Annotated in this window: 19 protein-coding genes and 1 tRNA gene; 15 read left to right on the top strand and 5 right to left on the bottom strand. The window is 66.7% G+C overall.

The window, feature by feature from the left end:
• Positions 1-3 precede the first annotated feature (3 nt).
• The 11 genes from AC1DZY_RS15090 to AC1DZY_RS15040 all read left to right on the top strand — a co-directional run bounded on the left by AC1DZY_RS15090 (position 4) and on the right by AC1DZY_RS15040 (position 13,643).
• Positions 4-2,430 carry a methyl-accepting chemotaxis protein gene (locus AC1DZY_RS15090; RefSeq protein ID WP_476820934.1) on the top strand — a complete coding sequence of 809 codons (2,427 nt, stop codon included), beginning with the start codon at positions 4-6 and terminating at the stop codon, positions 2,428-2,430.
• Between the two features lie 166 nt (positions 2,431-2,596).
• Positions 2,597-2,672: transfer RNA gene (locus tag AC1DZY_RS15085), tRNA-Ile, on the top strand.
• A gap of 215 nt (positions 2,673-2,887) precedes the next feature.
• The gene (locus AC1DZY_RS15080) at positions 2,888-3,907 is read left to right on the top strand and encodes an iron ABC transporter substrate-binding protein (RefSeq protein ID WP_476820933.1); all 1,020 of its coding nucleotides are present in this window, start codon (positions 2,888-2,890) and stop codon (positions 3,905-3,907) included.
• An 85-nt stretch (positions 3,908-3,992) separates the two neighbouring features.
• On the top strand, positions 3,993-5,585 hold the full coding sequence (locus AC1DZY_RS15075; protein WP_476820932.1) for an ABC transporter permease: 1,593 nt from the start codon (positions 3,993-3,995) through the stop codon (positions 5,583-5,585).
• Positions 5,582-6,637, top strand: coding sequence for an ABC transporter ATP-binding protein (locus tag AC1DZY_RS15070; RefSeq protein WP_476820931.1), 1,056 nt, complete (start codon positions 5,582-5,584; stop codon positions 6,635-6,637). Before AC1DZY_RS15075 ends, AC1DZY_RS15070 begins: the two co-directional genes overlap by 4 nt.
• Before the next feature lie 371 nt (positions 6,638-7,008).
• The gene (locus tag AC1DZY_RS15065; protein ID WP_476820930.1) at positions 7,009-8,604 is read left to right on the top strand and encodes an ABC transporter substrate-binding protein; all 1,596 of its coding nucleotides are present in this window, start codon (positions 7,009-7,011) and stop codon (positions 8,602-8,604) included.
• Positions 8,605-8,795: 191 nt separating this feature from the next.
• Positions 8,796-9,809, top strand: a complete 1,014-nt coding sequence (locus tag AC1DZY_RS15060; protein ID WP_476820929.1) for an ABC transporter permease — start codon at positions 8,796-8,798, stop codon at positions 9,807-9,809.
• Positions 9,810-9,822: 13 nt separating this feature from the next.
• On the top strand, positions 9,823-10,716 hold the full coding sequence (locus AC1DZY_RS15055; RefSeq protein ID WP_476820961.1) for an ABC transporter permease: 894 nt from the start codon (positions 9,823-9,825) through the stop codon (positions 10,714-10,716).
• Between the two features lie 10 nt (positions 10,717-10,726).
• On the top strand, positions 10,727-12,427 hold the full coding sequence (locus AC1DZY_RS15050; protein ID WP_476820928.1) for a dipeptide ABC transporter ATP-binding protein: 1,701 nt from the start codon (positions 10,727-10,729) through the stop codon (positions 12,425-12,427).
• A gap of 61 nt (positions 12,428-12,488) precedes the next feature.
• Positions 12,489-12,869, top strand: a complete 381-nt coding sequence (gene hpxZ, locus AC1DZY_RS15045; RefSeq protein WP_476820927.1) for an oxalurate catabolism protein HpxZ — start codon at positions 12,489-12,491, stop codon at positions 12,867-12,869.
• 87 nt (positions 12,870-12,956) lie between these two features.
• Positions 12,957-13,643: a GntR family transcriptional regulator gene (locus AC1DZY_RS15040; protein ID WP_476820926.1), complete on the top strand. Its 687-nt coding sequence runs from the start codon at positions 12,957-12,959 to the stop codon at positions 13,641-13,643.
• 10 nt (positions 13,644-13,653) lie between these two features.
• Here AC1DZY_RS15040 and AC1DZY_RS15035 read toward each other — a convergent pair whose 3' ends face one another.
• The 3 genes from AC1DZY_RS15035 to atzF form a co-directional block, all read right to left on the bottom strand.
• A complete protein-coding gene (locus AC1DZY_RS15035) occupies positions 13,654-14,088 on the bottom strand; it encodes a PIN domain-containing protein (RefSeq protein ID WP_476820925.1) in 435 nt (144 codons plus the stop codon).
• Positions 14,088-14,330 (bottom strand): type II toxin-antitoxin system Phd/YefM family antitoxin, encoded by a 243-nt coding sequence (locus tag AC1DZY_RS15030; RefSeq protein WP_476820924.1) that lies wholly within the window; start codon positions 14,328-14,330, stop codon positions 14,088-14,090. Before AC1DZY_RS15030 ends, AC1DZY_RS15035 begins: the two co-directional genes overlap by 1 nt.
• A 69-nt stretch (positions 14,331-14,399) precedes the next feature.
• Complete coding sequence (gene atzF, locus AC1DZY_RS15025; protein WP_476820923.1) at positions 14,400-16,181, bottom strand: allophanate hydrolase; 1,782 nt, start codon at positions 16,179-16,181, stop codon at positions 14,400-14,402.
• Positions 16,182-16,453: 272 nt separating this feature from the next.
• Here atzF and AC1DZY_RS15020 point away from each other — a divergent pair, with 272 nt between their 5' ends.
• The 4 genes from AC1DZY_RS15020 to AC1DZY_RS15005 all read left to right on the top strand — a co-directional run bounded on the left by AC1DZY_RS15020 (position 16,454) and on the right by AC1DZY_RS15005 (position 20,446).
• Positions 16,454-17,140 carry a cysteine hydrolase family protein gene (locus AC1DZY_RS15020; RefSeq protein ID WP_476820922.1) on the top strand — a complete coding sequence of 229 codons (687 nt, stop codon included), beginning with the start codon at positions 16,454-16,456 and terminating at the stop codon, positions 17,138-17,140.
• A 78-nt stretch (positions 17,141-17,218) separates the two neighbouring features.
• Positions 17,219-18,829, top strand: a complete 1,611-nt coding sequence (locus tag AC1DZY_RS15015) for a regulator (RefSeq protein WP_476820921.1) — start codon at positions 17,219-17,221, stop codon at positions 18,827-18,829.
• On the top strand, positions 18,826-19,047 hold the full coding sequence (locus AC1DZY_RS15010; RefSeq protein WP_476820920.1) for a DUF4089 domain-containing protein: 222 nt from the start codon (positions 18,826-18,828) through the stop codon (positions 19,045-19,047). The genes AC1DZY_RS15015 and AC1DZY_RS15010 overlap by 4 nt, the downstream gene beginning before the upstream one ends.
• A gap of 1 nt (position 19,048) precedes the next feature.
• Positions 19,049-20,446 carry an AtzE family amidohydrolase gene (locus tag AC1DZY_RS15005; protein WP_476820919.1) on the top strand — a complete coding sequence of 466 codons (1,398 nt, stop codon included), beginning with the start codon at positions 19,049-19,051 and terminating at the stop codon, positions 20,444-20,446.
• 9 nt (positions 20,447-20,455) lie between these two features.
• Here the strand turns inward: AC1DZY_RS15005 and mbfA are convergent, their stop codons facing one another.
• Both mbfA and AC1DZY_RS14995 read right to left on the bottom strand, forming a co-directional pair.
• Positions 20,456-21,448 (bottom strand): iron exporter MbfA, encoded by a 993-nt coding sequence (gene mbfA / locus AC1DZY_RS15000; RefSeq protein WP_476820918.1) that lies wholly within the window; start codon positions 21,446-21,448, stop codon positions 20,456-20,458.
• Between the two features lie 148 nt (positions 21,449-21,596).
• Positions 21,597-22,343 carry a superoxide dismutase gene (locus AC1DZY_RS14995; protein WP_476820917.1) on the bottom strand — a complete coding sequence of 249 codons (747 nt, stop codon included), beginning with the start codon at positions 22,341-22,343 and terminating at the stop codon, positions 21,597-21,599.
• Positions 22,344-22,443 lie beyond the last annotated feature (100 nt).

Raw genomic sequence — 22,443 nt, 5'->3', positions numbered from 1 at the left:
CCTATGACGAAGGCCAGCAAGCCCGCGCGCCAGCGCACGCCGCTGCGGATCGGCATCGCCGCGCGCATCTATGCCGCGCTCGGCCTGCTGACCGTGCTGACGATCGCGGCTTCGCTGGTCGCGTGGCTCTCCTATGACCGCATCAACGCGACCGTCAACGCGATGGTCGAGCGCAAGATGCCCACCGTGGAGCTTGCGCTCGAACTCTCCCAGGCCGCGACGCAGTCGACCGCGCTGGCGCCGCGCTTCATGAATGTCGAGACCGTGCAGCAGCGCGCCGCGCTGACGGGCGAGCTCGACAAGATCGAGGCGCGCCAGTTCGACCTGATCCGCCGGATCGGCGGACTCGGTGGCGTCGATATGAAACCGGTGCAGAAGGGCGTCGACGAATTGTCGCGCCAGATCAACGACATCAACGACCTGACCGGCGCCCGGCTGCGCAATGTCGCGGCCATGCAGGCCTCGCTCGAACAGCTCGGCAAGGCGCGCGAGGACTTCGTCAAGGCGGTCGGCGCCGAAGCCGACGAGGCGCAGTTCAACGTCGTGATGGGCATCGAGAGCGTGAAAGGCCTGAGCGGAGCCGATCTCGATACGGCTCTCAAAGGCCTGAACGAGCGTGATTTCCCGGCCTTCGACATCGCCCGCAAGCTCGAGGCGCAGGTCAACGAACTCATCGGCATGCTGCGCGAGATCGCCCAGATCGAGGACAAGTCCCGGCTCGGCACGGCGCGCGAGCGCTTTTCCGCCACCGTGCTGCGAATCCGCAAGGACATGGCAGCGGCCGACAAGATCGTCGCCAACCAGGCCCGCTCCCGCTCGATCAACGCCGTCGTCGATGTCGGCGAGGGCAGCGACGGCGTCGTCGGCATCCGTCAGCGCGACATCACCACCCAGGAAGCGATTACGGCCGGCCTGAAGGAGGTCGACAAGGCCGCCGTCGGATTGCGCACACAGGTCGACAAGCTCGTCCAGGGCGCACGCAGCGAGGCTGTCGCCGCCAGCCATTCGACCAGCGAACTGATCGAGCAGAGCAAGATGTGGCTGGGTGGCGTCGGCATCGGCTCGCTGCTGATGGCGCTCGCGCTGTCGCTGTTCTACGTCCGCCCGATGATCGTGGGCCGCCTGAACCGGCTCTGGACCGCGACGCGCGCCATCGCCAATGGCGAGCTCGAAACGGTCGTCCAGACCAAGGGCAATGACGAGATCGCCGACATCTCCAAGAGCGTGCTGCTGTTCCGCGACAATGCGGTGGCGCTGCGCGCCGCGGAGGCCGCCAAGGTCGACGACGATGCGCGCGCCCTTGAGCAGCGCCGCCAGATGATGGCCGAACTCGGCGAGGCCTTCGGCGTCGTCGTCTCGGCTGCCGCCGCCGGCGATTTCAGCCGCCGCGTCGAGGCCAATTTCGCCGATGGCGAGCTGAATGCGCTCGCCGGTTCGGTCAATTCGCTGCTCGAGACCGTGCAGACCGGCCTCACCGAGACCTGCGAGGTGCTCGGCGAGCTCTCGGCCGGCCATCTTTCGACGCGCGTCGAGGGCCTCTATCAGGGCGCCTTCGCCGAGCTGAAGCAGGGCACCAACAGTCTGGCCGAGGAGTTCGAAAGCACGCTGGCGCGCCTGTCGAACACTGTCGCCGCGGTTCGCAGCGCCACCAGCGAAATTCTCGACGGCGTCACCGATCTCGCCGAGCGCACCAGCGAGGAGAGCAACGCCGTCTCGATGGCGACAAACCAGCTCACCGCCTTCGCCGGGACCGTCAAGAAGACTGCCGCCGAGGCTGCCCAGGCCACCGGCATGGCCGAAGGCGCCGAGGCCCGCGCCCAGCAGGGCGAAAAGGTCGTGGCCTCCGCGCTGGAAGCGATGCACCGCATCCGCGCCTCGTCCAGCAAGATCTCCGAGGTCATCGCAATGATCGACGAAATCGCCTTCCAGACCAATCTGCTGGCGCTCAATGCGGCGGTGGAAGCGGCGCGGGCCGGCGACAGCGGCCGCGGCTTCGCGGTGGTCGCCACCGAAGTCCGCAGCCTCGCCAAGCGCTCGGCCGACGCCTCCAACGACGTCAAGAAGCTGGTCGAGGCCGCCCATGGCGACGTCAAGGTCGGCGTCAGCCTGGTCGAGGAGACCTCGGCGATGTTCGAGGCGATCGTCGCCTCGGTGAACGATCTGACCGGACTGATGAACGGCATCTCGCAGACCGCCAAGAGCCAGGCCAGCGACGTCTCGGCGATCAACAACGAGATCGACGGGATCGGCACCATGGCCCATCAGAACGCGGCGCTGGTCGAGGAGACCAATGCGGCGCTGGCCCTAACCGACGAGCAGACGCGCGCGCTGACCGAGCATATCGGCCGCTTCCAGTTCCGCGAGGGCCATGTGGCCGAAAGCCACCTCGCCGGGAATCGCGACGAGCACGAGATCGCCGAAGCAGCCTGAGACGGAGCCGGTTCACGATCGAAAAGGCCCCGGTCGCAGCCAGCCGCCGGGGCCATCGCTTTGCGGCCTGCCCGAAACGCTTGCGTGCCCGGGTCTGGACTTGACTGGGAAATCTCTGCGAGCCCAGTCGAACCCGCAGAACGAGTGTGATATCCAGCCGCACGTCGGGGGTGTAGCTCAATGGTTAGAGCCGACCGCTCATAACGGTCTGGTTGCAGGTTCGAGTCCTGCCGCCCCCACCATTTCCGGCCCGCCGCACGGATCTGCAGCGCACGATCGCCGTGCCGCGAGATGTTGGCGAGGAACCGATAGCGCGATCACGAATTCGCGCGTCGGGGTTCTCCAGTTTTTCCTTATTCCAAAGAGAAAACATAGAAATTGACAGCCCCGGATAGCGGGAATCTAAGCCTCGATACTTGGTCCGTCTCCTTATGGACCAGCGTTTATCGAGGTTGCCATGACAATGCTTTCGTCTTTTCCGCTTCGCGTCGCCGCGCTTGCCGTCATGCTCACCGGAGTTTCCGGTCTCGCCCAAGCTCAGGGAGCCGGCGATGGCATCGTCGTCTACAACGCCCAGCATGAGAGCCTGACCCGCGCCTGGGCCGACGGCTTCACCAAGGAAACCGGCATCAAGGTGACGATCCGCAAGGGCGGCGACACCGAACTCGCCAACCAGATCGTGCAGGAAGGCGCGGCCTCGCCCGCCGATGTGTTCGTGACCGAGAATTCGCCCGCGATGGTGCTGGTCGAGAAGGCCGGCCTGTTCGCGACCCTGTCCAAGGAGACGCTCGCCGAGGTGCCGGCCAACTTCCGGCCCGAGAGCGGCCGCTGGATCGGCGTCGCCGCCCGCAGCACCGTCTTCGTCTACGACAAGCGCAAGCTGAAGGACGCCGACCTGCCGAAGTCGATGCTCGATCTCGCCGACGCCAGGTGGAAGGGCCATTGGGCAGCATCGCCCTCGGGCGCGGATTTCCAGGCGATCGTCGGCGCGCTGCTCGAACTCAAGGGCGAGAAGGTCACCGCCGACTGGCTCAAGGCGATGAAGGCGAACTCGACCGCCTATCGCGGCAACAGCACCGCCATGAAGGCCGTCAATGCCGGCGAGGTCGATGGCGCGGTGATCTATCACTATTACTATTTCGGCGATCAGGCGAAGACGGCCGAGAACAGCGGCAATATCGGCCTGCATTATTTTCGCAACCAGGATCCCGGCGCTTTCCTGAGCACCTCGGGCGCGGGCGTGCTGGCGACCAGCAAGCACAAGAAGGAGGCCGAGGCCTTCGTGCGATGGATGGCCGGCAAGCATGGCCAGGCCGTGCTGCGGGACGGCGATTCCTTCGAATACGCCATCGGCAACGACGCTGCGTCCAATCCGAAGCTTGAGCCGATCGCTAAGCTTCAGGCGCCGAAGGTCGAACCCTCGAAGCTCGACAGCAAGAAGGTCACCGAACTGATGACCGCGGCCGGAATCCTCTGATCCCGCTGTCCACAGCCGGAGAGACTGCGGTGGGATTTGAGATTCCGCCGCAGTCTCTCTGGATGTGGCTGCTTTGCTTCCGGACATGACGCTGTCAGCCACCTCCCGCACCGGCGATGCCGGATTCTCGCTTCCCGCGCTGCCGCTGCGGCGCGACCGGCAGCTTGCCGGCAAGTCGCTGATGGTGCTTGCGGCCTGCGTCTCGCTGCTGGCGCTGCTGCCACTTGGCTTCATCTTCTGGATCGCGGTCCAGACCGGCTGGGAGACGGCGTCGGCGCTTATCCTGCGCCCTCGCGTCGGCGAATTGCTGGTCAACACGCTGCTGCTCGAAGCGCTGACGCTGCCGCCCTGCATCGTGCTGGCGGTGGCGCTGGCCTGGCTGACCGAGCGCAGCGATCTGCCGGGCGCGCGGCTCTGGTCCTGGCTCGCGGTTGCGCCGCTGGCGATCCCCGCCTTTGTGCATTCCTATGGCTGGATCGGTGTCGCGCCGGGCATGAACGGGCTTTTCGCCGCCGTGCTGGTTTCGGTCCTGGCCTATCTGCCGTTTCTCTATCTGCCGATCGCGGCGCAGATGCGCCGGCTCGATCCGGCGCTGGAAGATACGGCCGCCTCGCTCGGGCTCGATCCGGCGCACGTTTTCCTGCGCGTCGTGCTGCCGCAATTGCGGCTGGCGATCGCCGGCGGCTCGCTGCTGATCGGCCTGCATCTTCTGGCCGAATACGGCCTCTACGCGATGATCCGCTTCGACACCTTCACCACCGCGATCATCGACCAGTTCCAGTCGAGCTATAACGGCCCGGCCGCCAATATGCTGGCCGGCGTTCTCGTGCTGTCCTGCCTCGGGTTGCTGGGGCTCGAACTGCTGCTGCGGGGCGATGCGCGCTACGCCCGGCTGGGCGCCGGCGCGCCCCGGCCCGTGACGCGGCAGCCGCTCGGCGCCTGGCGTTTCGCGCTTTTGCTTCTGCCGCTGACGCTGGCGGGGTTGGGCCTGGGCGTGCCCGTCTATGCGCTTGGCCGCTGGCTTGCCTCGGGCGGAGGCGCGGTCTGGCAGGCGCCGGCGCTGGCATCCGCGCTGGGGCAGACGCTGCTCTACGCTTTGGGCGGGGCTCTGGTTACGGCGCTCGCCGCCCTGCCGATGGCGTGGCTGTCGGTGCGCTCGCCTGGAAAAATGCAACGCGTGATGGAGGGCTGCCATTCCTATGTCGGAGCCTTGCCGGGCGTCGTCGTGGCGCTGGCGCTGGTGACGATCACGGTGAGGGTGGCGCTGCCGCTCTACCAGAGCGTCGCGACCGTGCTGCTCGCCTATGGGCTGATGTTCCTGCCGCGCGCGCTGGTGGGCCTGCGCGCCGGCATCGCGCAGGTGCCGGTCGAACTCGAACGTGCGGCGATCGCGCTCGGACGCCGGCCCGTCATGGCAATCCTGTCGGTGACGCTGCGGCTGGCGGCGCCCGGCGTCGCCGCCTGCATGGCGCTCGTCGCAATGGGCGTCACAACCGAACTCACGGCGACGCTGATGCTGGCCCCCAACGGCACGCGCACACTGGCGACGGAATTCTGGTCGCTGACGAACGAACTCGACTACGCGGCGGCCGCGCCCTATGCCGCGCTGATGATCGCGTTGTCCTTGCCGCTAACCGCAATTCTGCACGCCCAGTCACGCCGGGCCGCCGGACTGTGAGCCAACTGGAGATCAGCGGCGTCGGCAAGCGCTATGGCGCGGTGCAGGCGCTCGAGGGCATCGCCCTCGTCGTGCCGGCGCGCAGCCGCACCGCGATCGTGGGTCCATCGGGCTCCGGCAAGACCACGCTGTTGCGCATCGTCGCCGGGTTCGAGGCGCCCGATGCCGGCCGCGTCACGCTGGACGGGCGGGTTCTGGCGGATGGGCCGCTGATCGCGCCGGCGCATCGGCGCGGCATCGGCTATGTGCCGCAGGACGGCGCGCTTTTTCCGCATCTCGACGTCGCCGGGAATATCGGCTTCGGCCTCGATTCCAACGAGTTGGAGCGCGAGGCCCGCATCGGCGAGCTGATGGACATGGTCGAACTCGACCGCACCATGCTCAAACGCCGTCCGCACGAATTGTCCGGCGGCCAGCAGCAGCGCGTGGCGCTGGCCCGCGCGCTCGCCCGCAAGCCCGCGCTGATGCTGCTCGACGAGCCGTTCTCGGCGCTCGATACCGGCTTGCGCGAGACGGTCCGCAAATCGGTGATGCGGGTGCTGGAGCAGGCGGGGATCACCGCAATCCTGGTGACGCACGACCAGGCCGAGGCACTCTCCTTCGCCGACCACGTTGCGGTGTTGCGGCGCGGGCGGCTGGTGCAGGTCGACACGCCAAGCACCCTCTACTGGCGGCCGAAGGATCGTGAAACCGCGCTCTTCATGGGTGACGCGACCGTGCTCGATGCACGGATCGGCGACGGCGTCGCCGATTGCGCGCTGGGGCGCATTCCCGTCGAGTCCGCCGGGCCGCGGGGTATTGGCCAGATCATGTTGCGTCCCGAGCAGATCCAGCTCTCGGCGATGCCGGTCGCCGAAGCCAGCGCCCGGCACGGCGTCGTCGAGGAGGTCGAGTTCAGCGGAGCTTTGTGCGCTATCGTCGTGGCTGTCACGGGCCCGGGAGACGAGCCGGCGATGCGAGTGTTGGTCCGTTCGTCCGGCCTCGAACTTCCCGAGGTCGGGACCCGCGTGCGTCTCGTCGTGCGCGGCAAGGCCCATGTTCTCGAATCGTAGCCCAGTCCAAGGCAGCGTGGCCTGTCAGCCTAAAAAATAATCATAAATTGCGCATTGCATACATGTTGCATGGCGATTGACCATCTCGGGCGCGCAGGAGGCGTCGCGCGCCTGCCGGCGTTAGCGATTCGCTAACGTTTGCGGAATCGCTCTTTGCGCAGCGTTCTCGCGGCTAATTCTTCCAGAAACGGCTTTTCCAGGCCCGGCCGCGACCCCACGACAGCGCCGGGCTGCGTCTGTTCCAGAGCGATTTCAACGGCGTTCCGGAGCGGCATGCTCTGTGCATCGGCCCTTCCATCTTTGCCTGCCGGCGCCCTCCTGTTTCGGGCGCTGGTGCATGCCCGCCCGACCGCGCATTGAAGGATCGATCCATGACCATCACACGCCGCACCGCCATCGCCGCCGGCCTGGCCGCTCCTTTCGTCGCGCGGGCCGGAGGCGCGCAGGCACAGGCGCCGAGCCGGGCCGAGACCCTGTTGCTGGTGCAGGAATATGGCCCCAACAGCCTGGACATGCAGGGCATCGGCTCGTCGCAGCCGGTCAATGGCGTGGCGCTGAACTGCTATGATCGGCTGCTGCGCTTCAAGCCGGTGCCGATCCCGACCGGCGGCGGCAACCAGGTCTCGATGGGCGAGCTCGAGGGCGAACTGGCCGAGAGCTGGCAGGTCGCGTCCGACGGCATGAGCTGCACCTTCAAGCTGCGTGACACGACCTTCCATTCCGGCCGCAAGGTGACGGCCAAGGACGTGAAGTGGTCGCTCGACCGGGCCTGCACCATCGGCGGTTTCGCCACGACCCAGATGAACGCCGGATCGCTGGAGAAGCCCGAGCAGTTCGTCGTCGTCGACGACAGCACCTTCCGGGTCGATTTCGTCCGAAAGGACAAGATGACCCTGCCGAACCTCGCCGTCACGATCCCCTTCGTCTTCGACTCCGAACTGGCAATGGCGAACGCCGCCGGCGATCCCCACGCCAAGGAGTACCTGAAGAACAACATCGCGGGCGGCGGCGCCTACAAGGTCGAGAGCTGGAAGCCTGGCGTCGAGACGATCTATGTCCGCAACGACGCCTGGAAATCTGGAAAGCTGCCGCAATTGCGTCGCGTCATCGCGCGCGACATCGCCTCGCCCTCGACGCGGCGGGCCCTGATGGAGCGCGGCGACGCGGATGTCTCGTACGGGCTGCCGCCAAAGGACTTCAAGGATCTGCTCGACGCCGGCAAGGTCAATGTCGTCGGCGTTCCCATCCCCAACGGCGTCTGGGGCTGCTATCTCAACACGCAGGTCGGCCCGTTCAAGGATGTCCGCCTGCGCCAGGCCGTGGCCTGGGTGATGCCCTATGAGAAGATCCTGCAGGCCTCGCTCTTCGGCCGCGGCGTCGACATGTCGGGCGGCACGACGCCCAAGGTCGCCTGGCCGCAGGCCTTCCCCTACAAGAGCGACGTCGCCAAGGCCAAGGCGCTGGTCGATGCGGCCGGCGGCCCGTTCTCGACGACGCTCTATTTCGACGCCGGCAATGCGACCGTCGCCGAGCCGATGGCGGTGCTGATGAAAGAAGCGCTGGCCGCGATCGGCATCACGGTCGAGATCAACAAGGTGCCGGGCGCGAACTTCCGCACCGAGATCGCCAAGAAGACCAATCCGATGGTGCTGAACCGCTTCGCCGGCTGGCTCGACTATCCCGACTACTACCTGTTCTGGACGATGCACGGCAACAACTCGATCTTCAACATCGCCGCCTACCAGAACCCGGCGCTGGACAAGCTCGTCGATGCCGCCCGCTTCGCGCCCGACAAGGCCGCCTATGACGCCAACGTCCTCGACTTCATCAAGCTGGTGGAGAACGAGGTGCCGATGGTGCCGATCAACCAGCCGACCCATGACGTCGCGCTGCAGAAGTCGATCGGCGGCTACCAGTTCCAGCCCTGCCGCGAGCCGGACTTCCGCTACCTGACCAAGGGCGCGTGAGACACGCATGAGTCGTCATCAACTCTCAGCCCTCATCCTGAGGAGCCGCGAAGCGGCGTCTCGAAGGATGGTCCAGGCGGCTCCGGAAGCATCTGGAGCATCCTTCGAGACGCGCTCCCGCGGAGCGCTCCTCAGGATGAGGGCTGAGGGAGGTGCCGCAGCGGCAACGTTCACAGTGAGAGGATGACGGCATGCTTCGCATGATCGGCGCGCGGCTGATGACAACGATCCCGTCGATCATCGGCGTGATCATCGTCACCTTCCTGCTCACGCGGGTGCTGCCCGGCGATACGGCGGCCTATTTCGCCGGTCCCGCCGCGACGCCGCAGGCGATCGCCGAAATCCGCGGCAAGCTCGGGCTCGACCAGCCGCTGCCGGTTCAGTTCGTCTCCTATGTCTCGGCGCTGGTGAAGGGCGATCTCGGCCAGTCTCTGACGACCGGGCAGCCGGTGACGAAGGATCTTGCGGCGCGGCTGCCGGCGTCGGCGGAACTCACGCTGGCGGGGTTGATCCTGGCGATGGCGGTAGCGCTGCCGCTCGGCGTGCTGGCGGCGGTGAAGCAGGGCTCCTGGGTCGATCATCTCTGCCGCGTCGTCGCCACGGCGGGCGTCTCGCTGCCGGTGTTCTTCACCGGGCTGCTGCTGGTCTATGTGTTCTATTTCATCCTCGGCTGGTCGCCTGCTCCGCTGGGACGGCTCGACGCCTTTGCCTCGGAGCCGGCGCGTGTGACCGGGCTTCTTCTGATCGACACTTTGCTGGCGCGTGATTTCGAGACCTTCCGCGCCGCATTCTCGCAACTGATCCTGCCCGCCGTGACGCTGGGCATTTTCTCGCTCGCGCCGATCACACGCATGACGCGCGCCTCGATGCTGGCGGTTCTCGGCGCCGATTTCGTCCGCACCGCCCGCGCCAGCGGCCTCTCCAACGGCAAGGTCATCGGCACCTACGCCTTCCGCAACGCCATGCTGCCGGTCGTCACCACGCTGGGCATGGTGTTCTCCTTCCTGCTCGGGGCCAATGTGCTGGTCGAGAAGGTCTTCGCCTGGCCCGGCGTCGGCTCCTACGCGGTCGAGGCGCTGATCGCGTCGGACTACGCCCCGATCCAGGGGTTCGTGCTGACCATGGCGGTCATGTACGTCGCGCTGAACCTGATGATCGACGTGCTCTACGGCGTGATCGATCCCCGCGTCAGGCTGGAGGGCTGAGGTCGTGAACGACATGACAAAAGTCGAGCCGGCCCCGGCGCTCCGCTTCGAGGCCCCGCCGTCGACCAGCATCTGGGCCCATGCGCGCCACATCGTCTCGGAAAACCCGGTCACGGGGCTCGCCTTCGGGCTGTTTGCGCTGATCGTGCTCGCAGCGATACTCGGCCCCTCGATCGTGCCTTATGACCCGCTGGCGAGCAACACAAACGTCGCGTTGCAGGGGCCAAGCGCCGCCCACTGGTTCGGTACCGACCAGCTCGGCCGCGACATCCTCAGCCGCGTCGTCGCGGCGACGCGGCTCGACTTCACCATCGCGGTCGCCTCGGTGGCGCTCGTCTTCGTGCTCGGCGGGCTTGCCGGCGTCAGCGCGGGCTTCTTCGGCGGCTGGGTCGACAAGGTCGTTGGGCGCATCGCCGACACGATCATGGCGTTTCCGCTGTTCGTGCTGGCGATGGGCATCGTCGCGGCACTGGGCAACAGCGTCACCAACATCGTCATCGCCACCGCCATCATCAATTTCCCGCTCTATGCCCGCGTCGCGCGCGCCGAAGCGAATGTCCGGCGCGATGCCGGCTTCGTGCAGGCGGCAAGGCTGTCGGGCAATTCCGACTGGCGGCTTCTGCTGACGCAGATCGTCCCCAACATCATGCCGATCATGGCCGTGCAGATGTCGCTGACCATGGGCTACGCCATTTTGAATGCGGCGGGGCTCTCCTTCATCGGGCTCGGCGTGCGGCCGCCGACGCCGGAATGGGGGATCATGGTGGCGGAAGGCGCGAGCTTCATCGTCTCGGGCGAATGGTGGATCGCCTTCTTCCCGGGTCTCGCGCTGATGATCGCGGTGTTCTGCTTCAACCTGCTCGGCGACGGCGTGCGCGACCTCGTCGATCCTCAGCGCCGCAACTGAGGGCCATGTCATGACCGCGACGCCGCTCCTCGACATCAAGAACCTCACCGTCGAGTTCGCCACCCGCCGCGGCGCGGTGCAGGCGGTGAAGTCGATCGACATCAGCGTCGCCAAGGGCGAGACGATCGCCATCGTCGGCGAGTCCGGCTCAGGCAAATCGGTGACGTCCTACGCCGTGGTGCGCATTCTCGACCGGGCCGGCAGGGTGGCGGAGGGTTCGATCTCGTTTTCCGGCGTCGATCTGGTGGCGGCCGACGAGACGCAGATGCGCGATCTGCGCGGGCGCGAGATCTCGATGATCTTCCAGAACCCGCGTGCCGCGCTGAACCCGATCCGCAAGGTCGGCAAGCAGATCGAGGACGTGCTGCTGCAGCATGTCCAGGCGACGCGGGCAACCGCGCGCGAGAAGGCGATCGAGGCCCTGACCAAGGTCAAGATCGCCCGGCCCGAGGAACGCTACGACGCCTATCCGTTCGAGCTCTCGGGCGGCATGTGCCAGCGCGTCGTGATCGCTCTCGCCATCGCCTGCCAGCCGCAATTGCTGATCGCCGACGAGCCGACCACCGGGCTCGACGTCACCACGCAGAAGGCGGTGATGGACCTCGTCGTCGAACTCACCCGCGAGCGAGGTATGTCGACGATCCTGATCACGCATGATCTCGGCCTCGCCGCCGCCTATTGCGACAAGGTCGTGGTGATGGAAAAGGGCAAGGTGGTCGAGACGGCGCTGGCCAGCGAGATCTTCAGGAACCCCCAGCACGCTTACACCCGCAAGCTGATGCAGGCGACGCCGCGCATCGGCATGTCGCTCGCCGATCTCCTGCCCGATGCGCCGAAGACCGAGTCTGCGCCGATGCGCGCCAGCCCCGATGCGGCGGCGAGTGCGCAGCCGCTGCTCAGCGTCGAGGCGCTGGTGAAGGAGTACCCAAGGCCAGAGACCGGCTCCTTCTTCGCGAAACTGATGGGCAAGGCCGAAGCCCCGAAATCGGCCTTCCGCGCCGTCGACGGCATCAGCTTCACCGTCGCCAGGGGCGAGACGCTGGGGCTCGTCGGCGAATCCGGCTGCGGCAAGTCGACGACCTCGATGATGGTGACCCGGCTGATCGACCCGAGCGGCGGCAGGATCATCTTCGACGGCACCGATATCGGCGCCATTCCCGCCAGGGAGTTCGCCGCGTCGCCGCATCGCCGGCGCATCCAGATGGTCTTCCAGGACCCGACCGACAGCCTCAATCCGCGCTTCACGGCCGAACGCGCCATCGCCGACCCGATCATGCGGATGGGCGAGGTCAAGGGTCGCGACGCGCTGCGAGCCCGCTGCGAGGAACTGGCCAAGCTCGTCGGCCTGCCGGTCGAGCTGATCGACCGCTTCCCGCATCAGCTTTCCGGGGGACAGAAGGCGCGTGTCGGCATCGCGCGCGCCATCGCGCTCGACCCCGATCTTGTCATCCTCGACGAACCGACGGCTGCGCTGGACGTGTCCGTGCAGGCGGTGGTGCTGAATCTGCTGGAGGAGCTGAAGGGGCGCCTAGGCATGAGCTACCTCTTCGTCTCGCACGACCTCAATGTGGTCAGGCTGCTCTGCGATCGGGTGATCGTGATGAAGACCGGGCAGATCATCGAGCAGGGCACCGCCGAGGAGGTTCTGGGCAATCCGCAGGCGGAGTATACCAAGGAGCTGCTGACGGCGATTCCGCATCCGCCGCTGTGACCACCCTGTCATTCCGGGGCGCTGCGAAGCCCCGGAATGACAATAGTTTGGAGACGCCTTCATGAAGATCAACGATCCCGCCGTGCTCGCCGAGGTCGAAGCCGCCTTCGCGACTTACGAAAAAGCGCTGACGACGAACGATGTCGCGATGCTCGACACTCTGTTCAGGAACGCGCCGGAGACCCTGCGCTACGGGGTGGCCGAAAACCTCTACGGCTACAGCGAGATCGCGGCGTTTCGCTCGGCGCGCTCGCCGGTCGGGGTGATGCGCGAGATCTATCGCACGGTGATCACGAGCTATGGCGATGCCATGGCGACCGCCAACACGCTGTACCGGCGCGAGAGCATCCCCGGCAAGATCGGCCGGCAGAGCCAGACCTGGGTGAAGTTTCCCGAGGGCTGGCGGGTCGTCGCCGCCCATGTCAGCATGATCGCGGAATGAGTGCCTGGAGCGTAGCGCCGTGACCTGCTGTCGCAGTTCTGCTATGGCGGCAATCGCTGCTCCACATCGCCACCGATCCTGCTGATCATGTCTCCAAGCACCGCTCTTGCTGCGAAATCGAAGCCGCCAGGCCAGCCGCGCACGCGCACGGAGACGCTAAGGCTGCAGATCGCCGACGAGATCGTCTCGGGCGTGCTCGAACCCGGTACGCCGCTCGACGAGCAGGAGCTTGCCGCCCGCTTCGGCGTCTCGCGTACGCCAGTGCGGGAGGCAATCAGGCAGCTCTCGTCATCGGGGCTCGTCAGCGTCCGGCCGCATCGTGGCGCGGTGGTGGCGCTTCCGACGCCGAGTCAGCTCAACGACATGTTCGAGGCCATGGCCGAACTCGAGGCGCTCTGCGCCGGGATGGCTGCGCGCAACATGACGACGCCCGAGCGGCGCAGGCTCGAGGCGCTGCACAACGAGTTGCGCGCGCTGGTGCAGAAGGGCGATCCACTACGCTATCACGAGATGAACGAGGCGTTCCATGGCGCGATCTATGCGGGGTCGCATAACGGCTATCTCGCCGAGATCACGCTGATGACCCGCGCCCGCGTCGCGCCGTTCCGCCGCGCGCAGTTTCGCGCGACCGGGCGGCTTGGCGGTTCCTATCAGGAGCACGACCTGATCGTGCTGGCGATCCTGCGCGGCGACCATGCCAGCGCGGTCGAGGCGATGCGAGCCCATATCGGCATCGTGCGCGATGCGTTCAGGAGCTATGCCGAGGCCTTGTGAGGGTGAACGCTCAAAGCGGCGGCAACTCGGTGAAAGGATTGAGCCAAGCAATACCGAGCGGCCGAAAATGTCGCTCGTTCCGCGTCAGCAGCGTAAGGCCGTGAGCCATGGCCGTGGCGGCGATAACGAGATCGGCAAGGCTCGCTCCCTCGCCTCGCGCCTTGTCGAGCATCATTCCCACCATATGGGCGACATTGAGATCGAGAGGCAGAATGCGGTCGCCGTAGAGATGCTCGATCGCATCGATCCACTGTCTCAGCCGAGACGCCTTCGTCGTTGCGCCTTGACGTAGAGACGCGCAGATGCCGCGTTCGATCTCTGCGATTGTCATGGTCGACAGAAAAAGACTGTCGCTGGCACGAACCTGCCAATGAAGCCAGTCTTGCTGCTGCTGTGGCTTGGTCGGAGCCGACGCCGAGAGAACGTCGGTATCGAGCAGATACATCAAAGATCGATGTCGCGCGGCAGGGAGCGGTCGCGCTCGGGAATGTCGCCGGGCTCTCCCGGAAAGGCAGCCAGCAATTCGCCGAAGCTCGGCACGTTCGAGAGTCGCTGATATTCGGCGAAAGAAAGAACCACCGCTTCCTTGCGGCCATGCCGCGTGATCAGCGCCGGCTCTCCTGCGATGGCTCGATCCAGCAATGCAGACAGCGAGGCTTTCGCCTCACGCAACTGAACTTCTCTCATGGCGATCACCGATGTGACTACAAGTGACTACATAGCGCGGATCTTCGATCGCTACAAGACGCACTTGCCTCATGCCGCGACGAACGCCCGCCAGCCGCCGAACTCGGTGACGTCACGCGCGCCTTGCGTTGCGATTTGCTCGCAGAGGAAGCCCTTGACCTTTGTGCCGTCGGCCAGCGCCAGCGTGCCGATCCCGAGGGGGGAGGGAATGCCGGCGACGAAACGGCCGAAGCCTTCCGGCGGCATTGACCAGACTTCGAGCGCCACAGGCGCACCGCCATCCGTAACACGTATCAGCCCCGGCCGAGCCGGTGGGCCGCCCGGCAGGGCGAAGAGACGGTAGTCCGGCGTGGTCGTCGTGGCGCGCAGGAAGGTCGCGCCGAGCGCGGTCAACTCGCCGTTCAGCGGCATGCCCGAGAGATGCGCGCCGACGACGGCGATTTCGATCGTCCCGGGGGCGGGCGCGGCGGGCCGCGCTACGAGCGGTGGCAAAGGCAGGCCGGTCGCACCCATCGACAGGTTCGAGGCGGCATGGAAGGCGCGGCCGAGGCCGGCCAGTGTCGCGTCGTGACCCGAAGGCGCGATGAAGGTGACGCCGGCCGCCGTTGCGTCCGTCGCAAGGCTCACCGGCACGGCGAGCGCGCACATATCGAGCAGGTTCACGAAATTGGTGTAGCGGCCGAGCATCGAGTTCTGGCCGATGGGGTCGGCCGCCATCTGCGCCAGCGTGACCGGGCGCGGCGCCGTCGGCACCATGATCGCATCGATGCCTTTCAAGGCGGCTTTCGCGGCGACAGCCAGTTCGGCGACGCGGTAGCGTGCCGCGAAGGTTTCAGCGGCGTCCGGCAGCGGCTTGCCGGCGATGATTTTGCGGATCACCGGCAGGATCGCTTCGGGGTCGCGCGCCAGCAAATCCCTGACGACAAGAAATCGCTCGGCAACCCACGGGCCGTCATAGAGCAGGCGGGCGGTCTCGTAGAACGGCGTCATGTCGAGCGGGACGATGGTTGCGCCCAGCGCTTGCGCGCGCTCGACGGCGATCGCGAAGCTCGCCGCCGCTCCGGCGTCGCCATCGAAATCGAGGTCGGACGGGCGTGGCACCGCGAGCTTCAGATGTGGCGCCATCGCGCCTGGCCGCCCAAGCGGGATCGCCTTCGAGAACGGGTCGCTCACATCGGGGTCGGCGATGACCTCCAGAACGGCCCAGGCGTCTTCAACGGTCAGGGCGAAAACTGAAACGCAATCGAGCGTGCGGCAGGCCGGCACCGCGCCTGCAATGGGCACGAGGCCGACGCTCGGCTTCAGGCCGACGAGGTTCTGCAAGCCCGCCGGCACGCGGCCGGAGCCCGCCGTGTCCGTGCCCAACGCCACCGGCACGATCCCGGCTGCGACCGCGCTGGCCGAACCCGAGCTGGATCCGCCGGGTACGAGATCGGCGCGAAGCGCGTTGCGCGGCACGCCATAGGGCGAGCGGGTGCCGTTCAGGCCAGTGGCGAACTGGTCGAGATTGGTCTTGCCGATGATGATCGCGCCTGCCGCCTTGAGCCTTGCGATCACGGTCGCGTCGGCTGCCGGTTCATAGGCGAAGGCAGGGCAGGCGGCCGTGGTGGCAAGGCCTGCGACGTCGATATTGTCCTTGACCGCGACGGGAACGCCCCAAAGTTTCCGGCCGAGCGGACCCTGCGCCTGCAGCGTCTCCGCCTCGGCCAGCACCTCCGCTTCCGGGCGTAGCGCGATGAAGATCGCCTCGTCTGCGTGCTCGCGATGGCGGGCGTAGCAGGCCGCGATCGTCTGCGGGATGGTGCGCGCGCCGCTGAGATGGTCGGCGAGAAGGCTGGTCAGGGTCGGCACTGTCGGGTCTCTCGGTTGTCGCCTATGCAATAGGCATTCTTTTGAGTCTTGCATGCAAAGATTATGCAGGCGGCGAAGCCCGCCAGGGAGTTCGGGCGAGCGAAGGGTGAGCCGCCGCGAAGTTCAGATTTCAGTTCTCCGGCTTTTCGTCATGATTTCATATTCTTGCGAGGCGCTGCTGCCGATCTGATTCCAGATGGGAGAGCTGACTCACCGTCAGGCATAGCCCTTGCAAAGCCCGTTCCGTTCGCCAGCGACCGGGGGCGTTTGCGTTGAGCCGCACCGAGATTCCAGCCCAGCCTTTTCCGCTTAGCGTCGATCTGGCGCGCACCGCGCTCGTCATCATCGACATGCAGCGCGACTTCCTCGAGCCAGGCGGTTTCGGTGCCGCGCTCGGCAACGACGTGTCGCTGCTGATGGCGGCGGTCGGGCCCTGCCAGGCGATCCTGGCCGGGGCGCGCAAGGCGGGGATGCTGGTGATCCATACCCGCGAAGGCCATCGGCCCGACCTCGCGGACGCACCGCCCGCCAAGGTCAATCGCGGCGATCCGGCCAAACGCATCGGTGCAGCCGGGCCGATGGGGCGCATCCTGATCCGCGGCGAGGCCGGCCACGACATCGTGCCGGCGCTCGCGCCGCTGCCCGACGAGCCGGTGATCGACAAGCCCGGCAAGGGCGCGTTCTACCAGACCGATCTCGACCTGATGCTGCGCAATCGCTCGATCGAGACGCTGCTCGTTACCGGCGTGACCACCGAGGTCTGCGTCCACACCACGGTGCGCGAGGCCAATGACCGGGGCTATCGCTGCCTCGTTCTCGGCGACGCCTGCGCCTCCTATTTCCCGGAATTCCACGAGGTCGGCCTGCGCATGATCGCGGCCCAGGGCGGGATTTTCGGATGGGTTTCCACGACGGGGGATGTGCTTTCGGTGCTGGGCGCGCGGGAGCAGGCAGCATGACTTTATCCGAGCCCTCATCCTGAGGAGCGAGCCGAAGGCTCCTCAGGACGAGGGCTGAGTTTGGAAGAGGAGGGGGATATGGCGACCACCACCACGACGGCAGCCTCACCGAAACTCTGGACGCCGGGCGACTGGAACGCCCTGTTCGGCTTCGGCACCAACATTCTGGTCAACCTGCTGGTCCTGACCGGGTTGTTGCAATTCGTGCTGAAGATGCCGTCGCAGATCGTCTTCGGGCGTATCCTGCCGGCGCTCGGGCTGATGATGGCGCTCTCGACCGGCTACTATGCCTGGCTGGCGTACAAGCTCGCCAAGGAGACCGGCCGCGACGATGTCTGCGCGCTGCCGTCGGGCATCAGCGTACCGCATATGTTTGTCGTCACCTTCGTGATCATGCTGCCGATCGCCTCGATGACCGGCGATCCGATCAAGGGCTGGGAGGCCGGGCTCGTCTGGGTGTTCTTCCAGAGCTTCATCCTGATGATCGGCGGCTTTATCGCGCCCTATATTCGCAAGATCACGCCGCGCGCGGCGCTGCTGGGCACGCTCGCCGGCGTCTCGATCGCCTTCATCTCGATGCGGCCGGCCCTGGAAATCTTCCTGACGCCGGCGATCGGGCTCGTCTGCCTTGCCATCATCCTGGTGAGCTGGTTTGGCGGTGTGCGCTACCCAAGGGGCATACCGGCCGGCCTCGTCGCCATCGCCTTCGGCATGGTCATCGCCTGGGGCTCGGCGCTGCTCGGGCTCGATGTCGGCGGGCTGTCGCTGGCCAAGCTCGGCGCGGCTTTCTCGAATTTCGGTTTCGCCTTACCGCTGCCGGCGGTCGACCATGTCTTCTCAGGGTTCAGCTATCTCGGCGTCATCCTGGTCACCGCGATCCCGTTCGGGATCTACGACCTCGTCGAGGCGATGGACAATGTCGAGAGCGCCGAGGCTGCCGGCGACCATTATCCGACCACCCGCGTGCTGACGGCCGACGGCGTCGTCTCGCTGATCGGCTGCCTGATGGGCAACCCCTTCATCAACGCGGTCTATATCGGCCATCCCGGCTGGAAGGCGATGGGCGGGCGCATCGGCTATTCCGCCGCGACGGGACTGATCGTCGTGGCCCTGTGCTGGTTCGGCGTCATCGCGCTGCTGCTCGCGCTGGTGCCGATCGTCGCGATCTCGCCGATCCTGCTCTATATAGGCATGCTGATCGGCGCGCAGGCCTTCCAGACCACGCCGACAAGCCATGCGCCGGCGATCGTACTGGCGCTGACGCCGCATTTGGCCGCCTGGGCCAAGGTGCTGATCGACGGGGCGCTGGGCGCAGCCGGCACCAATGCGGCGGCTGTGGGCATCGACAAGATGGCCAATATGGGCGTGCTCTATCACGGACTCGAACTGATGGGCGGCGGCGCGATCCTGTCGGGGCTGGTGCTGGGAGCCATCGCCGTCTTCGTGATCGAGAAGCAGTTTCTGCATGCGGCGGCCTTTGCGGCGGCAGGCGCGGTGCTGACCTATTTCGGCCTGATGCATGGCGAGGCGATCGGCATCGGCCGGGGCCTCGGCGTCACGCCCTCGATCAGCCTGGCCTATGCGATGGTGGCAGGCTTCCTCTATCTCTGCGCGACCTCGCTTGCCGGCGTGGCCGAGGCCAAGATCATGACCACAGAACCGCATGGCAAGCTGGAGCCGGCCGAATGAGCGAAGCCAAATCCGCGTTCGAGGCCGGGCGGCATTGCGACGCGATGGCGCCCGCCCTCGGGCTGACCGTCACGGAGGCGCAACGCCCGGCGGTGCTGCAATTCCTCGATGTCGCGCATCTGATGGCGGTGGTGGTCCAGAACGCCCCGCTCGACGATGGCGGTTTCGAGATGGCGCCGGTCTTCCGGCCCGGAGCGACTGGCGGCGGAGAAGCGTGACGTGAGCATCGACGCCTTCGCGCCGGCCCATCGCATCGCGGCGCAAATCAGGGACGGGGAGGTGACGGCCGCGGCCGTGACCGACGCCTTCCTCGACCGGATCGCGCGGCTGAACCCAAGCGTCAACGCCTTCACCGACGTCACGGCCGAGCGCGCCCGGGCGCAGGCCGATGCAATGGACGCGGCGCGCGCCGCCGGCAAGCCGCTCGGTCCCCTGGCCGGCGTGCCCTTCGCGGTGAAGAACCTGTTCGACATCGCGGGCCTGCCGACGCGGGCCGGCTCGAAAATCAACCGCGACCGCGCGCCGTCGCCGCGCGATGCAGAGTTGGTCGAGCGGCTGAGCGCCGCAGGCGCGGTCCTGCTCGGCGGGCTGAACATGGGCGAATACGCCTATGACTTCACCGGCGTGAACTTTCATGACGGCACCTGCTTCAATCCCCACGATACCTCGCGGATGGCGGGCGGCTCGTCCTCGGGCTCCGGTTCCGCGACGGCGGCGGGCCTTGCACCCCTCTCGCTGGGCTCGGACACCAATGGCTCGATCCGGGTGCCGGCGTCGCTGTGCGGCATCTTCGGCCTGAAACCGACCTATGGCCGGTTGCCGCGCACGCGCAGCTTCCCGTTCTGCGACTCGCTCGACCATCTCGGCCCGTTCGCGCGGGATGTCACCGACCTTGCCCTGGCCTATGACCTGATGCAGGGCGGCGACCCGCATGATCCTGCCTGCGCGCAGCGCGCGCCGGAGCCCGTGCTGCCCTCGCTGAAGCAGGGTGTATCGGGTTTGCGGATCGCGATCGCGGGCGGCTATTTCTCGACCGACGGCATGCCGGAGGCGCAAGCGGCGGTGGCCGCCGTCGCGGCCGCGCTCGGCGTGACGCAGGTGCTCGATCTCGCCGGGGCCGGCATTGCGCGCGCGGCGGCCTTCCTGATCACCAATGCCGAGAGTTCGGCGTTCCATCTCGACCGGCTGCGGGCGCGGGTGGAGGATTTCGACCCCGAGACGCGCGACCGCTTTCTGGCGGGGGCGATGCAGCCCGCCGCCTGGTACATCCAGGCCCAGCGGGCGCGGCGCTGGTTCCACGACGAGATGATGAAGGTCTTCGCCGGTGTCGACCTGATCATCGCGCCGGCGACGCCGTGCAGCGCGCCCGATGCCAATCAGAAGACGCTGAGCCTGCGCGGCCAGACCGTGCCGCTGCGGCCCAATCTCGGGCTGTTCACCCAGCCGATCTCTTGCGTCGGTCTGCCGGTCGCGGCCGTGCCGGTGTTCGGCGAAGGCCTGCCGATCGGCGTGCAGGTGATCGCCGCGCCCTGGCGCGAGGATCTTTGCCTGCGCGCCGCGTTCGTCCTGCAGCAGGCGGGTGTGTGCGAGGCGAGGGCGCCGGCGGGCTTCTCGTAACGGACGCGGTCACGCACCCCCGATCAGAATTCCTGCCGCCAGCACGAGGCCGCCGCCGAGCACGATCTGGAAGGCCGCGCGCAGGAAAGGGGTCTCCATGAAGCGGTTCTGGATCCAGACGATCGCCCAGAGTTCGACGAAGACGACGACGAGCGCGATGGCGGTGGCCGTCCAGAAATGCGGGATGAGGTAAGGCAGGGCATGGCCCAGCCCGCCGAGCGCCGTCATCACGCCCGAGGCGAGGCCGCGCTTCCATGGCGCACCGCGACCCGAGAGCTTGCCGTCGTCATGGGCGGCTTCGGTGAAGCCCATCGAGATGCCGGCTCCCACCGAGGCGGAGAGCCCGATCAGAAACGTCGTGTGCGGGTTTTGCGTGGCGAAGGCGGTGGCGAAGATCGGCGCCAGCGTCGAGACCGAGCCGTCCATCAGGCCGGCAAGGCCGGGCTGGACCCAGGTCAGCACGAACTGGCGCTTGGCGGCGGTGTCCTCGCTCGCGCGCGCCTCGCCGCCGAGATGGCTGGCCGTCAGGTTTCGCGCCTGGCTCTCGTGCCCGGCCTCCGCCGCCGCGAGTTCTCCCAGCAGCTTTCGCGTATCGATGTCGCTGGAGCGGCCGGCGGCTGCGACATAGAAGTCGCGCGCCTGCCGTTCCATGTCCGCGGCTTCCTCACGGATGCGGTCCAGGCCGAGGTTCTCGACCAGCCAGACCGGCTTGCGGGCATAAAAATCGGCAACATGTTCGCGCCGAACCGGCAGGATCACGTCGCCGAAGCGTTTGCGATAGAGTTCGAGCAGGCGCTGGCGGTGGCCATCTTCCTCATGCGCCATGCCGTCGAAGATCGCTGCCGATGCGGCGTAATCCGGCCGCAGGATCTGCGCATAGGTCGCGTAGATGCGGCCGTCTTCCTCCTCCGACGAGATGGCGAGCGCCAGAATCTCCTTCTCCGAGAGATCGTCGAAGCGGCGCCTGCCGGAGAAGCCGGACAGGGAGAAGCGGGAGAGCATGTCAGAGTCCTAATTTAGAATAATTCTAAATTAGGACTCTGATCGATCAGAGGCAAGAGCGAATGTGTCGATGGCGCGGGGCCGCGCGCATGAAAAATGCCCGGCATTCCGGCCGGGCATCATCGTATTCTGGAAAGACTTCGATCTCTCAGATCGTCAGCGTGCCGGCCTTGGCGGCGGCGTAGCGCTCGTTGACCTTGGCCCAGTTGACCGTGTTCCACCAGCCCTTGAGGTAGTCGGCCCGGCGGTTCTGGTACTTCAGGTAATAGGCGTGCTCCCAGACGTCGTTGCCGAACAGGACCATGTGCTTGTCCATCAGCGGGCTGTCCTGTCCGGGCTTGGAAACCAGAGCGAGCTTGCCGTCCTTGTCGACGGTGACGAAGACCCAGCCCGAGCCGAAGACGCGCAGGCCGGCAGCCTCGAAATCAGTCTTGAACTTGTCGAACCCACCAAGGTCCTTGGTGATCGCGCCGCCGACCGCCCCGGTCGGAGCGCCGCCGGCGCCGGGGCCCATGACCTCCCAGAACATGGAGTGGTTGGCATGGCCGCCGCCTGCGTTGCGGACGGCGGTGCGCACGGCTTCGGGTACCGACATCAGGTCGCCGATCAGCTTGTTGATCGGGGTCGAGCCGACGACGCCATGGTCCTTGGCGACGGCGTTCAGGCCGGCGACGAAGGCGGCGTGATGGCGGGTGTAGTGGATGTCCATGGTCATGGCGTCGATATTGGGCTCGAGCGCGGCAGCCTCATAGGCGCGCTTGGGCAGCGAAAACGGGCCGGCTGCAGGGGCCGGCGCCGCCGCCTGGGCCCAGACTTTCGGGGCGGCGGCGACGGCGAGCGTGGCGGCGCCAAAGCCGATGAGCGAGCGGCGGTTGAACGAAGTCGCGTTGTGCATGTGATCCTCCATGAGCCGCCGGTTCGTCGCGGTCGGCATTGCCGTTAGGGTAACCGGGCTGACCTTACCCGGATGCGCTCCGGCCGTGACTTTTTCGTGA

The organism is Allobosea sp. P2_A10, from assembly GCF_056405115.1.
The sequence above is the reverse complement of the archived record's forward strand: the minus strand, read 5'-3'. Positions and strand labels throughout refer to the sequence as shown.